The sequence below is a fragment of the Nesterenkonia lutea genome (assembly GCF_014873955.1).
Classification (GTDB): Bacteria; Actinomycetota; Actinomycetes; order Actinomycetales; family Micrococcaceae; genus Nesterenkonia; species Nesterenkonia lutea.
Map to the genome: position 1 here is coordinate 88,380 of NZ_JADBED010000001.1, position 13,093 is coordinate 101,472.

The window sequence follows — 13,093 nt, forward strand, 5'->3', positions numbered from 1 at the left end:
TGCGAACGGCCAGAACCGGTTGGCGACGAGTGTATCGAGCGACGCATTCCGGCGGACACCCTCAGTGAGCAGATCGCCAGGTCAACTGCGACTTCCGCCGGGCTGGAGCCGAAGCCCGTGTACCCCAGAGTGTGGCAGTCGTGGGGGCTACAGCAGGGGTCGAAACGGAATGAGGGCGAATTCGGTGGCTCGCGCCAGCGGGTTGCGATCCCGCCATTGTCGTGGGTCCACGACTTCACAATGAGCGGCGTCGCTGCGGAAGACCTTCTCCATCTCGGCGGCGAATCCCTGGTGGATGATCTCTACATTGGATTCGTAGTTGAAGGAGAGGGAGAGCCGGTCGATGTTGGCCGTGCCGATGGTGGACCACTCGCCGTCGATCGTGGCCGTCTTGGAGTGCATCATCGAGCTGGTGTAGAGCAGGATCGAGATGCCCGAGTCGAGCAACTGTCCGTAGAACCCCCGCGAGACCCAGTCGCCCAGCACATGATTCGAGTTCTTGGGCAGCATCACCTGCACGTCGACTCCACGCTCCGCCGCCCGCTGCAGCGCACCCAGGATCTGCTGATCAGGGATGAAGTAGGGCGTGGAGATCAGCACGTGATGCTGTGCGCGCTCGATCGCCTTCAGATACATGTTGCGGATCGGGTAGACCAGATCCATCGGCAGGTTGGCGGCCACCTGCACGGTCGGGTCCCAACTGCTCGGAGGCGCCCAGGGGATCTGCTCCTCAAGGGGTCGATCCTCATTCCACTTCCGTGCGATGGTCTGACGCAGTCCGCCGGCAGTGGGTCCGATCTCGCGCAGGTGGGTGTCGCGCCATTCGCGGGCGAAGAGCGAGCCGATGTTGTAGCCGCCCACGAAACTGGTCTTGTTGTCGACTACCAGCACTTTGGAATGGTTGACCGCGGTGTAGCGCAGCGGTCCCTTCCAGGCCTTCCGGATGATCGCAGGCAGCCGGTACACCTCTATGTTGTCAGTGAGCTGACGGTAGAAGGAGCCTGGCACCACGAGGTTCGCGAAACCGTCATAGGTGATGTAGACGGCGACGCCGCGGTCGGCGGCGGCGTTGAACGCGTCGACGAACCGCTGGCCCACCTCGTCGTTCTTCCAGATGTAGGCCTCCATGAAGACCGAATCCTGAGCGCCGTCGATAGCTTCGATCATGTCTTGGTACAGAGAGGCACCATCGGTGTAGATGCTCAGCTGCGATTCTTCGACCTGGGCGTGGAAGGTGCCCGGCCGGGGCGCCCGCCGGTGCTTGCGCCCTCTGCGTTTTACCAGGTCCACGGCCACCGCGGAGACGGCCGCGACGGCGGGGACCATGAGTGCCGCCCCCGCGACCTTAGGGGCGGCACGGAGCAGAACCCGTCTAGGACTCTTGCGGGGAAGCAGATCAGGAGGCTTCATGGTCCGACTGTAGTCGTACCTACCGGCGGGGACCGGTCGGGCCGACTCTTCGAGAACGACGGTCCCCATCATGCACGCAACGGGTCTCCGACAAGAGCTTTACCTGGATCGGTCGGGACACTAGCCTGAGGTCAGCTCTAGCCACGGGCGTTTGGAACTCATTTCAAGGACTGGCTATGAAGCGAAACCTTCGCGCCGACACCGGCGCTGCGGCTACTTCAGGCCCCTCCTGCCAGGAGCCACGGGATGCCTCGCGTAGGACCCCCGGCGGTTCTGGTCCACGTGGAAGGAAGCACTGATGAATACTCTCATCCGCGATCTCCTGAGGCCCGTTGGCCACTCTGTCTGTGAGACCCAGTCAGTCGATGCGGCATTTCGATCTCTGAACATCACGCAGGCAGACGAAGTCGTGGTCCGTGACCTCTTTGACCGGCCGTTGGGCTTCGTTACTCGTGAGGACATCGAGAGGTTCAAGGACGCACGTCCACGGGACTGGGCACGCAAGTGTTGCGCCCAGCTCGTCGACCGCATGCCCTCGCTGCTGAACCCAGAAGACCCACTCGAGTCGGCCGTCGAGTATTACAGGGACTACGGGATCCGGCCCCTGGTGATCTCTTCCCAGAGCGAGGCAGTGGGAGTCTTGCACCCCACCGATGTCTTTCAGTGGTGCGCGCAGCACGACGCCAACCTGGTCGAGGAGCTGGCCCACAGAGCGTTACCCGCATGACGAGCACACACAGCCGGCGTCCAGGTCCCGTTTCGGAGCCGTCCAGTCATCCTTCGGAGGGTGGCACTATGAGTTCCCAGCAGAAGTACCGCCTGATCGTCGTCGCGGATCCCGGAGTGCCGTCGCGGCGGGTGCGCAGCGTGGAGGAGTCGTTTGCGGAGCAGGCTCAGCAACTCGTGGCAGGTGAACTCGAGGTCAGTGTGGAGACCAGGACCGTGAGGATGCGTTCTGACGAGACTCTGGACATCACCGCCATGCGTGAACTCGATTCTGCCCACTTGAAGGCAGATGCAGTGCTGGTGCTCACGGAGGTTCCTCGCTACGTCGAGGAAAAGCCCCTGGTGGCAGAAGTCTTCCCGGAAGAGTCCGCGGCGGTGATTTCGTGTCCGAGCCTGGGAGCGTGGCGGACCAAACATCGGATCCAGGCCGCCTTCCTGGACTGTGTACGCCAACTGCTGCCCAGCGCAGACCCGAACGCTCAGGAGGATTCCAGCGGCCTCGGGGGACCGTGGAAGCCCGCAGCCGAGGGTGATAGCTCCAGACTTTTTGCGCGCTCCTGGACTGGTGCCCCCCGGATGGTTCTGGGAATGACGGCGGCGAACAATCCGTGGCGAACCGCTCCGAAGCTTTCGCGGGCGTTGGCTGCGGCTTCGGCCACCGGGGCTTTCGGCATCTTCTACAGCTCGGTCTGGCAGATGGCCGAGGCGCTGAGCCTGGGACGGCTGCTGATGATCGCTGCGACCGCGATCATCAGCATGGTGGCGTGGCTGATCGTGATGAACCAGCTCTGGGACAAGCCGGTGCATCAGCGGCTGAGGCGCGTCGTCGCCCTCTATAACGGCTCGACGATCCTGACCTTGTTGATCTGCGTCACCATGTTGTACCTGGCCCTGGTGGCACTGATCTTGATCGGCGGGCTGGTGATCATCGAACCCGGGTTCATGAGCGAGACCATCGGCACAGACGTCGGATTCACCAGCTATCTCGACATCGCCTGGCTCAGCGCAGCCCTGGGAGTCATCGCCGGCGCGATCGGGTCCACCTTCGACTCCAACACCGACGTGCGCCAGCTCACCCACGGGCAGCGGGAACGGCAGCGCCGCCAGGACGAGGAACTCGACCATAGTCGAGGTGCCGAGCTCAACGACTACACCGATGGCCAGAGCGTGCCCAGAACAGTGCTCCGCCCGGAGCAGTGACCACTCACGGCGCGCCTATTCCGAAGCTTCTCCAGACGGAGGTGATCAGACACTAGACAACGCATCACAGGCCAGTCTCAGCAGCCAAACATTTCGATAGTTGTTCTTTCTCTCGGGAGGTCCTATGTTCTACCACAAGAAGGCCCTGCAGTATCGAGCTACACCGGAGAAGCCCGACGCGGTCTACGCGCGCAAGCTCCAGGAGGTCATCGGCGGTCAGTACGGTGAGATCACCGTGGCCATGCAGTACAGCTTCCAGGCCTGGAACTCGCACATCCCCGGCAAGTACCGTGACCTGCTCTTCTCCACTGCGGCCGAGGAGTTCGGTCACGTGGAGATGCTCGCGACCATGGTGGCCCAGCTGCTGGAAAAGGCCCCGCAGGGGATCACCGATGAGGCCGTCCAGAACGACCCGACGGTGGCGGCGGTGGTCGGTGGCATGGACGTCCAGGACGGGATCGTCGCCGGTGCCGGAGCGCGTCCGGTCGACAGCAACGGGAACCCGTGGAACGCGGGCTATGTGACCGCCAGCGGCAACCTGTTGGCTGACTTCACCTCGAACATCAATGCGGAGATGCAGGGCCGGACCCAGGTGGCTCGGCTGTATCACCAGACAGATGATCCCGGGGTGCGGGATCTGCTGTCCTTCCTGCTCGCCCGGGACACCCATCACCAGAATCAGTGGCTGGCGGCGGCACGGGAGCTGCAGGAGCAGGGCATCGAGGAGCTGCCGGTGCCGAGCAACTTCCCGATCAAGCAGGAACACCGCGAGTATTCCTACCAGGCGATCAACTTCTCCGATGGTGCGTCCATGGCAGAGGGTCCGTGGGCTTCGGGGCCGAGTCCTGATGGTCTGGGGGAGTTCACCTACGTAGAGACGCCGATGGACGGCGTGCCGATCCCGCCTCCGACCCACCCTGATGCCCGGTTCTATGGCACCACCGAGTTGCCGAACAAGGTCGAGAAGACCGCCGGAGCAGTGCAGGACAAACTCAACAAAGAATGAGTGTCTGAGCCGCCGCGCCAAGGCGCACCGAGGGCAGGCCGGTCCCGAAAGCCGGTCCAGAAGGCTGGTCCCGTCGGCTCACCAGCCGGCGGGACCAGTGACGCGCCGACGCCAGTGGCGTGTCCGGGACTGAGTCCCAGGAAGGATCGCCCAGGAAGGAAAACACTCGGGTGCCGGGGGTTGTGTCGGCCGGGGGTGTGCTCCTAGCGTGGAGGACAGAGGCACAGCCTCAAACATCTGTCTCAGACGAGACCGGAACGAACAGGTTAGGAGATTGGCATGGCTGATCAGAACAACCCAGGACAGTTCGGCAACCGTAACGACACCGAGCAGCAGGCCAGCAAGGGCGGCCAGGAAAGCACCGGCAGCTTCGGTGAGAAGAACGCCGCTGACCCCAGCCAGGAGGGCCAGAAGGGGGGTCAGGAGAGCACCGGCAGCTTTGGTGACTCCAACTCGGCTGATCCGAGCCAGGAGGGCCAGAAGGGCGGTCAGGAGAGCACCGGCAGCTTCGGTGACTCCAACTCGGCTGACCCCAGCCAGGCAGGGCAGAAGGGTGCCCAGGCCCAGTCCACTGAGGACAAGGCCAAGGGCGGCCGCAACAGCTGACCCGCTGCGAACCGGTTCGGCGAGGAGGGATATGTCTCTCCTCGCCGAATTGCGTTAAGCGCCAGTGCGCCTGCTACCCACGAACCTTCGTTATTGCCTTCGACTATGCGAACACCCAAGCGATTGAAGAGGTGCCTGGATTCACCGCGGTCGTCACGGTGGAGGGCCTCGCCGAGGAGATCCGACAAGGCGGAACGGGTCATCGGCCGAAGCTTCCCCGAGGGAGACTATAAGACGCTATCCGGTCTGCCGATGGCCAGGAGGGGTCCCTGCTGATCGAAGGGCAGGAGGTCCGTGTGAAGCCTCCTGGCGGATCCCGCGGACTTCGCAAAGTCCTCCCCGTTGTTCTCAGCCGTCGCGGCCGGTGAGCTTGTCCCTCAATCGGTCGACCATGCCCACGCCGGGTCCGACGCTCTTGTGGAACAGCTCGGAATGTGGGGCGTTCGGGTGGGGTCGGGTGGGAGCAATCTTCTTCGCGTTCTCCACCTTCTTGCCCATTTTGATAAGCGCGTCACGCGGGACGTGGGTCCGCAGTTTGGGGAACTGGTCATCCTCTTCGTCACTGGCGTGGTGATCGAGCAGCTTCTCCAGTTGCCCGACCAATTCCATGAAGACGGGATCTGACGCCTCGACGTCTTCCATGCGCTTCATGAGGTCGACCAGCTCGTCATGTTCCTTCTTGTCGTGCTCGACTTCATCCTTGCCGTTCGGCACATGCTCCTCGATGGTCGGGTAGACGATCATCTCTTCAGCCACGGAGTGCCGCATCACCTCGGCGATGAGTGTATCCGCGAGGTCTCGGCGCTTCTCCGCGTCGGGCGTTCCCTCAATCTGCCGGAGCAGACGCAACATGTCATTGTGGTCCTCAGTGAGAACGTCGACGACGTCTCTGTCTGCCTGGGTAGTGTCGGACATGACAATCTCCTTCAGTTGGCGTGACCAGCGAAGAGCAGCGCCCATGCTCTGAACGAGTCTGGCTGGGAACTTCTTTTCAACTGGCGTGACACGATGTGCTTCTCTTTTCGACCCTAGTGCAACAAGAATCGTGGTTCTAGGATCGCGTGACGTCTGCCGGGCGCCAGCGCGTGACGGAAAGACGACACACCGCGGCGTAACTGCTTCATCTGTCACACGTTTGCTGGAGCCGCTGACCGGGGCAGGGATCCCGGTGGATGCAGCGATGGCGACCACGACTACGCCGTCGGGGCTGTGGAGGAACTGACCAGCGTCTTTGAGGACCAAGACGTCAAAGTCCTAGCCGACGAAGCGAGCGCGATTCCCGCGCCAGGCTCCCGGAGCGCACCCGGGTTGCACGTGGCGGGCATCGGGCCCACCTCGGTGGGTGAGGCCAACCCGTTGAAGGCCCTCGAGCCGGTTCCGAGGAAGCTTGGCAGATCGCCCTGCCCGTACGGTCCACGCCCCACCCCAGCCAGTCGCCATTGAGCTGCGCCCGGCCTGAACCAGCCGGGCGCCCTGCTGCTGCTGTGGTCGGTATGCACGGACAAGCTGCTGGGCTCAGTTCGAGTTGAACTCTCGGGCCCGCACGGTGAGGGTCAGGGTCATCAGCAGCGCCCCGCCGGCGAGATTGCGGGCGGTCGCCAGCGCGATGTTGGTCCCCATGTCGCCCTCGTCCTATCGCCGGAGCGATCGTGTTCACCTGCGACTCCAACGCCTACGTGCACCAGCTCACCCACGGGCAGCGGGAACGGCAGCGCCGCCAGGACGAGGAACTGGCTCACAGTCAGCCCAGCAACAATCGATTCCACCAGTTGTTCTGTCTCTCCGGGGGTCCCATGTTCAGCGGTGGGACGTCGAGGACCGGACAAGGGCAGCCGAAACAGCTGACCCGCAGGCAGGCGACCGTTTACATCGAATGATGTAGCTAGTTGTACTCGGCCACGACGTTGTTGACATGTGAAGAGGGCGGAGACCTCTTAGGTTGGTGGTTACCACACGCAGCCAACTGATCTAAGAGGTCTCCTTGTCTCACCGTACCGCCCGCCGCCCTGCGCTGAACCACAACTCCCGGCTGACCCCGCATGGCCGATTTCTGCTGGTCCAACGTGTCGCTGATGGCCAGCCAGCAGCCCACGTCGCGAAGGAACTCGGCATCTCGCGCACTGCGGCCTACCGATGGCTGCGCCGCTACCGCGAAGAGGGCCCCACCGGCCTGGTCGACCGGTCTTCTCGACCACGACGCAGCCCCGGCGCCACCACACCGCAGAGGGTTCAGCAGGTGCTCCACGCACGCCAGCACCACCGGGAAGGCCCCGCAGACCTCTCCGTGCGCACAGGGGTACCGGCCCGCACGATCTCGCGAATCATCGCCCGCGCCGGGTGGCCCCGGCTCTGGGAGCTGGACCCGATCACCGGCGCCAGGATCCGAGCAGGTCGAGCCACCGAACGCCGCTACGAACATGCCAGCCCTGGGGATCTGCTGCATGTGGATGTGAAGAAGATCGGACGCATCCCCGACGGTGGCGGATGGCGAGCAGACCCAGGCCAGACGCGCGAAGTCCACAACACCGGGCGACAGCGGGTGGGTTTCGACTACATCCACGTGGCCGTCGATGATCACTCCCGGCTCGCCTACGCCGAGGCGCTGCCCGATGAGACAGGGCAGACCTGTGCCGACTTCCTGGCCCGGGCGGCGGTGTTCATGGCCGCTCACGGGGCCCCGGTGAAACGAGTGATGACCGATAACGCGATGGCCTATACCCGGTCCCGAGCATTCCAGTCAGTGCTGGGGCGGCTCGGAGCGAAGCATCTGCGGACCAAGCCGAGGCATCCGTGGCAGAACGGAAAGGCGGAGCGGTTCAACCGGACCTTGCAGGAGGGGTGGGCCTATCGGTGCCGCTACACCTCGACAGCTGATCGGACGGCGGCTCTGGGGCCGTGGTTAGACTTCTATAACCACCTGCGCCGACACAGCGCCCTCGGAGGTCATCCGCCCATCACTCGCTGTCAACAAGCTCGTGGCTGAGTACAGCTAGTTCGCAGGCCGCTCTCCGTCTATGACGACCCTTGTTCCTGTGCGGGCTGCCGGTGCTTGAGCCAGGCGCTCAGCGGGGCGGATGACAGTCCATGGATCAGCACCGACGCGGTGATGGCCAGAGTGGCGTAGGCGAAGATGTCCGGATTTCCTGTGTGTCGCTCGGCCAGGGTGGCGTAGAACAATGCCGAGACCCCGACAGGAGCGAACCAGCTCAGGAAGAAGGTCTCGGGACGGTCATGGATGTTGCGGAACAACGGGCGCAGCGCCCAGACCGTGATGAGCCGACGCCCCAAAACGGCCGCGATGATCACAGCAGGTGCAGCCCACCCGAGCTGGCCCCACTCGGAGATCGGCAGCGCGATCCCCACGAGCATGAAGACCGGCAGCAGGAAGAACCGGTTGACTGCGTCGTCGACCTTGTCCTCCTGGGATTCGTCTCGCTGGGGGATCACTTGGCCGAAGACGGCTGCGGCGATGAACACTGCGAGCACGGCGTCGGTGCCCAGGAGTTTTCCAGCGCCGAGCACGAACAGTCCGAAGGGGACCACGAACCCGAGGTAGGAGCTCTCCTCCATGAGGTTCTTGTCCTTGGCCAGCACGAAGAGCTTGCCCAGCAGGTACCCGATCACTGCGCCGAACGCTGCGGCGCCGAGGATCTCCCAGAGCAGGACCTTGGTCAGCAGCTCCTGCCACGCCGTTGACGGGCTGGTCATCAGCAGCACCGGCAGCATCACGAACAGGTACCCCAGGCCGTCGTTGATCCCGCTCTCTGCTGAGAGGTTGTACCGCACTCGCTCGGGGATCTTCTCTTCGGCCATGGACCCGGTCACCACCGGAGTGGTGACCACCGGGTCGGTGGGAGTGATGATCGCGGCGATCAGCAGCGCCATCAAGAAGGGGGTGCCCAGTCCCACGGAGAGGATCCCGGTGGCCACGGCCAGCATCGCAATCATGCCCAGGCCGATGATCACCGCGATCCATCGGATGTTGCGCCTCCAATACCCGTGGGGCAGTCGCAGGGCCACGCCGGTCAGACCGACCGCCAGCGTGGCACGGGCAGCCTGTTCCAAGAGGGTGCCGGAGGGGACCCCAAAATCATCTATCCGGATCAGGTCTACCGCGTAGGGCCCGATCAGCACACCGAACGCCAGGGCTAGCAGCGGGCCGGGCAGGCTGATTCGCTGAAACAGGGTGGAGAACACCGAGAGCACGACGATGGCTCCAGCGAACAGAGCCAGTACAAGGTTCACATCCATTCGTTTCTGCCCTTCTGTTCGCTTGCCAAGACGACTGACCAGGACGACCGTACGGGATGCTGTCGCGGCCACTCCGCCATTCCAGCATGCATACCGGCGCGAGCAAAGGCCGAGACATTCCCTTGTACCGCGAAAACCTCGAGCGTAGGGTCAGAGTGGCCGGGCGCCACCCGGCAGGTCCAAAGCATCTCGGGATTCAGCGACCGGAGGAGTTTTCGTGGCAGCCAGAGACCGGATTGCAGAGCCGTGGGGAACACGGACCCCGTATGCAGCTGGAGAGTCCTGGCCCGTGCGAGTGGACACCCATCTCGATGAAGGGCTGGCACCGGAAGACGTGGACAGATGGGTGCAGACCGCTTCGATCCTGCATTCCAACGGTGACGGTCTGGACGTCGCAGTCAAGGACGGTCGGATCGCCGGGGTGAGGGGCCGGGCGGCCGACCGTGTGAACCACGGAAGGCTAGGGGTCAAGGACCTCTACGGGTGGCAGGCCAACGGCTCCGCTGACCGATTGACCAGGCCTCTCATCCGTCAGGACGGAGAACTGGTGGAGACTGACTGGGATACCGCGATGGAGCGGATCGTGTCCCGCACCCGAGAGCTGCAACAGGAGCAGGGTGCCAGCGCCATCGGCTTCTACACCACAGGTCAGCTGTTCGCGGAGGAGTATTACACGCTCGGGCTGGTCGCCCACGGGGGCCTGGGCACCAATCATGTGGACGGAAACACGCGTCTGTGCACCGCCACAGCAGCGGCCGCGCTGAAGGAGAGTTTCGCCTGTGACGGCCAGCCGGGATCCTATACGGACATCGACCATGCTGACGTCATCGTGCTCTACGGCCACAACATGGCCGAAACCCAATCGGTCCTGTGGATGAGGGTCCTGGACCGCCTTGCCGGCCCGAACCCGCCGCAGGTGATCTGTGTGGATCCGCGGCCCACCGAGGTCGCCCGGTACGCGAGCGTGCATCTGGCTCCGCGACCGGGGACGAACGTGGCGCTGATGAACGGTCTGCTCCACGAGATCATCGCCCACGGCTGGGTGGACCAGGACTACCTGGACGCGCACACGGTCGGCTATGCGGAGCTGCAGAAGAGGGTCGAGGAGTACACGCCAGAACATGTGGGGCAGATCTGCGATGTCCCGGCAGAACAGATCCGCGAGGCCGCGAGCATCATCGGAGGCGCGGACCGTCTGCTCTCGACCGTGCTCCAGGGGTTCTACCAGTCGAACCAGGCCACCGCCGCTGCAGTGCAGGTCAACAACGTGCACCTCGTGCGGGGAATGCTCGGCAAGCCCGGGTGCGGGCTGCTGCAGATGAACGGCCAGCCCACAGCCCAGAACACCAGAGAATGCGGAGGCGACGGCGACCTCCCAGGCTTCCGCAACTGGTCCAACGATGCTCATGTGGAGGACCTTGCTCGGGTGTGGAACGTGGAGACCTCGAGGATCCCCCACTACTCACCGCCGACCCACGTGATGCAGATGATGCGCTACGTGGAGGACGGCTCCATCCGCATGCTCTGGGTCAGCGGCACGAACCCTGCCGTCTCGCTGCCCGAACTGGGACGGATCCGATCCATCCTGGAGCAGGACCGACTGTTCCTGGTGGTCCAGGACATCTTCATGAGCGAGACAGCTCAGCTGGCCGATGTCGTCCTGCCCGCAGCGACATGGGGGGAGAAGACGGGAACCTTCACCAACGTCGACCGGACCGTGCACCTGTCAGAGAAGGCGGTGGAACCCCCGGGGGAGGCCAAGCCGGACCTGGACATCTTCCTCGACTATGCACGGCGACTGGATCTGCGGGACAAGGACGGAGAGCCGCTGGTGACATGGCACGATCCCGAATCGGCGTTCGAGGCCTGGAAGGAGTGCACCCGGGGCAGGCCGTGCGATTACACGGGAATCAGCTATGACAAGCTCCGCGGCGGTTCGGGCATCCAATGGCCCTGCAACGAGGAGAACCCCGAGGGGACGGAGCGTCTCTATGAGGATGGCCGGTTCTGGTCTGATCCGCAGTACTGCGAGAGCTACGGCAAGGACCTGGTGACCGGGGCCCCGCTGGAGCCCGCTGAGTACAAGGCGATGAATCCAGACGCGAAGGCGGTCATCAAGGCTGCCAGCTATCTGCCGCCCCACGAGGTGACAAGTGAGGAGTTCCCACTGCAGCTCATCACCGGGCGCACGCTCTATCACTTCCACACCCGCACCAAGACGGCGCGCGCACCCCAGCTGCAGAAGGCCGCCCCCACCGTGTGGGTGGAGCTCTCCTCCGTCGACGCCGCCGCCCAAGGCATCGACGAAGGCGACCTGGCGGAGGTGGCGACTCCGCGCGGCACCGTGCAGGCCCACGCCCGGGTGACCGGGATCCGCCCGGGTGTCGTGTTCCTGCCGTTCCACTACGGCTACTGGGACGCCTCGGACGGCCACGATCCAGACCAGACCGGTCGGGCGGCCAACGAACTGACCATCACCGACTGGGATGCGGCTTCGAAGCAGCCGATCTTCAAGACGGCGGCTGCCCGCGTCACTCGCCTGGAAGCAGGGGACGGCCCTTCGTCGGCCCCGACGAACACCGCGTCTGCTCCGGTCAGCGACATCGACAGGCACACTGCCGGTGATCAGACCGCCCGGGCGGATGAAGATCTTGAACACAGCGTCACAGGAGGGCAGCGATGAGGATCGGACTTGTGCTGCATGAGCTGCACCGCTCAGAGAACGACCTCGCACAAGAGCTGCTCCATGCCTCGGAGCGGCATAAGGTCGATCACTCGATCTACCACCTCGGTCGAGATCTCGCGGCCTGGTCACAGGCACACGTGCGCGAGATCGCCGAGATCGGGAAGAGCTACGGCCAGGACCTCGATCCTGAGCCGAAGTCCGAACTCACCACCCTGCGAAGGATCCAGGAGCGCGGAAGCGAACTGCTGGGCCGCAAAGGATTCACGGAGCTGACGCTGCTCTATGACCTGCGAGAGATATACGTCAAGGCCTGCGGCGTCTCTGCGGACTGGGAGATGCTCGCTCAGGCCGCACAGGGGATCCAGGCGATGGACCTGCTCGCGACAGTCCAGCGCTGCCACCCGGACACCCTGCGTCAGATGAAATGGGCCAATGCCATGATCAAGGAGAACTCCACGCAGATCCTCATCAGCTGAACCCGGCCAGTTCCGCCAGTTCTAGTCAGTTCTGTTCAGTCTGTTGAGCTCTGATCAGCGTGACGGGCGGGCCGCACGCCGAAGATCCGGTTCAGTCCCCACCCCAGCAGCGTGATCAACACGATCGCCCCTGCCATCGAGACCCAGGCGGCGGGCCCCGTCAGGATCCCCAGGCTGACGATCAGTGTGGTGGCCCCCGCCGGGGGATGGGGGGTCTTCGCCAGGGTGAGCACCAGTGTGGTCAGTGCCACCGAGAGCGCCCCGGAGAACAGGTGCATCCAGGTCAGTCCTGCCGCCGCTGCCGAAGGTTCGTCCTGGAGTCCGAAGAGGTACAGCATGGCTATACCTGCCAGCAGACCTACACCGTGGCCCACGAGGGAGTTGCTCGGCCGGGACGCCTTCTGGCTGGGTGACTCGAAGAACAGCATCACGGTCGGGCCCAGGCTGGGAAACAGCCACGGCTGGTGCAGGATCAGCGCCACCGTCCCTGCAGCAGCCAGCACGACCAGACTCAGCGTCCCTGCGTAGAGGCCGGGGCGGAGCTGACTGCGTGAGCTTCGACGTTTCTGCATGTTGCACCATCCGGGGGAGTCGTCACGGTGTTCGAGCACACCCTACTCGTTGTGGGGGAGCGAGATCAGACGGCGACGAGTCTGTCTGTCCGGTCTCGACGGGTGCCCCACGGTAAGCTTCGTTCTCTGGAACTTGGTGAAATGGGGATCGCGATTCTAG

General features: G+C 64.0%; 11 protein-coding genes. 7 read left to right on the plus strand and 4 right to left on the minus strand.

Features of this window, described 5'->3' with window-relative positions; translation table 11 throughout:
• Positions 1-147 precede the first annotated feature (147 nt).
• Positions 148-1,410, minus strand: a complete 1,263-nt coding sequence (locus H4W27_RS00440) for a phospholipase D-like domain-containing protein (protein WP_192594187.1) — start codon at positions 1,408-1,410, stop codon at positions 148-150.
• Positions 1,411-1,708: 298 nt separating this feature from the next.
• Here H4W27_RS00440 and H4W27_RS00445 point away from each other — a divergent pair, with 298 nt between their 5' ends.
• From H4W27_RS00445 to H4W27_RS00460, 4 genes are all read left to right on the plus strand, one after another.
• A complete protein-coding gene (locus H4W27_RS00445; RefSeq protein WP_192594188.1) occupies positions 1,709-2,137 on the plus strand; it encodes a CBS domain-containing protein in 429 nt (142 codons plus the stop codon).
• A gap of 68 nt (positions 2,138-2,205) precedes the next feature.
• On the plus strand, positions 2,206-3,336 hold the full coding sequence (locus H4W27_RS00450) for a hypothetical protein (protein WP_192594189.1): 1,131 nt from the start codon (positions 2,206-2,208) through the stop codon (positions 3,334-3,336).
• 124 nt (positions 3,337-3,460) lie between these two features.
• On the plus strand, positions 3,461-4,342 hold the full coding sequence (locus H4W27_RS00455; protein ID WP_192594190.1) for a manganese catalase family protein: 882 nt from the start codon (positions 3,461-3,463) through the stop codon (positions 4,340-4,342).
• A 279-nt stretch (positions 4,343-4,621) separates the two neighbouring features.
• Entirely contained in the window at positions 4,622-4,948 is a 327-nt protein-coding gene (locus tag H4W27_RS00460; RefSeq protein ID WP_192594191.1) for a stress protein, read from the plus strand.
• Between the two features lie 348 nt (positions 4,949-5,296).
• Here H4W27_RS00460 and H4W27_RS00465 read toward each other — a convergent pair whose 3' ends face one another.
• Positions 5,297-5,908, minus strand: coding sequence for a hemerythrin domain-containing protein (locus H4W27_RS00465; protein ID WP_225938959.1), 612 nt, complete (start codon positions 5,906-5,908; stop codon positions 5,297-5,299).
• Between the two features lie 1,051 nt (positions 5,909-6,959).
• Here H4W27_RS00465 and H4W27_RS00470 point away from each other — a divergent pair.
• A complete protein-coding gene (locus H4W27_RS00470) occupies positions 6,960-7,931 on the plus strand; it encodes an IS481 family transposase (protein WP_192596337.1) in 972 nt (323 codons plus the stop codon).
• 29 nt (positions 7,932-7,960) lie between these two features.
• Here H4W27_RS00470 and H4W27_RS00475 read toward each other — a convergent pair whose 3' ends face one another.
• Positions 7,961-9,199, minus strand: coding sequence for a cation:proton antiporter (locus H4W27_RS00475; protein WP_192594192.1), 1,239 nt, complete (start codon positions 9,197-9,199; stop codon positions 7,961-7,963).
• Positions 9,200-9,416: 217 nt separating this feature from the next.
• Between H4W27_RS00475 and H4W27_RS00480 the strand changes: the two genes are divergently transcribed.
• Positions 9,417-11,882: a molybdopterin oxidoreductase family protein gene (locus H4W27_RS00480; RefSeq protein ID WP_192594193.1), complete on the plus strand. Its 2,466-nt coding sequence runs from the start codon at positions 9,417-9,419 to the stop codon at positions 11,880-11,882.
• On the plus strand, positions 11,879-12,361 hold the full coding sequence (locus tag H4W27_RS00485) for a hypothetical protein (protein ID WP_192594194.1): 483 nt from the start codon (positions 11,879-11,881) through the stop codon (positions 12,359-12,361). The genes H4W27_RS00480 and H4W27_RS00485 overlap by 4 nt, the downstream gene beginning before the upstream one ends.
• A 35-nt stretch (positions 12,362-12,396) precedes the next feature.
• On the opposite strand, the gene H4W27_RS00490 is transcribed toward H4W27_RS00485, so the two are convergent.
• Positions 12,397-12,933, minus strand: a complete 537-nt coding sequence (locus H4W27_RS00490) for an HPP family protein (RefSeq protein ID WP_192594195.1) — start codon at positions 12,931-12,933, stop codon at positions 12,397-12,399.
• Positions 12,934-13,093: the final 160 nt, after the last annotated feature.

Excerpts from the sequence above, each read along its gene's own strand:
- H4W27_RS00455 (WP_192594190.1), top strand. The coding sequence starts at position 3,461 with ATGTTCTACCACAAGAAGGCCCTGCAGTATCGAGCTACACCGGAGAAG.
- H4W27_RS00485 (WP_192594194.1), top strand. The coding sequence starts at position 11,879 with ATGAGGATCGGACTTGTGCTGCATGAGCTGCACCGCTCAGAGAACGAC.
- H4W27_RS00445 (WP_192594188.1), top strand. The coding sequence starts at position 1,709 with ATGAATACTCTCATCCGCGATCTCCTGAGGCCCGTTGGCCACTCTGTC.
- H4W27_RS00490 (WP_192594195.1), bottom strand. The coding sequence starts at position 12,933 with ATGCAGAAACGTCGAAGCTCACGCAGTCAGCTCCGCCCCGGCCTCTAC.
- H4W27_RS00450 (WP_192594189.1), top strand. The coding sequence starts at position 2,206 with ATGAGTTCCCAGCAGAAGTACCGCCTGATCGTCGTCGCGGATCCCGGA.
- H4W27_RS00475 (WP_192594192.1), bottom strand. The coding sequence starts at position 9,199 with ATGGATGTGAACCTTGTACTGGCTCTGTTCGCTGGAGCCATCGTCGTG.
- H4W27_RS00440 (WP_192594187.1), bottom strand. The coding sequence starts at position 1,410 with ATGAAGCCTCCTGATCTGCTTCCCCGCAAGAGTCCTAGACGGGTTCTG.
- H4W27_RS00465 (WP_225938959.1), bottom strand. The coding sequence starts at position 5,908 with ATGGGCGCTGCTCTTCGCTGGTCACGCCAACTGAAGGAGATTGTCATG.
- H4W27_RS00460 (WP_192594191.1), top strand. The coding sequence starts at position 4,622 with ATGGCTGATCAGAACAACCCAGGACAGTTCGGCAACCGTAACGACACC.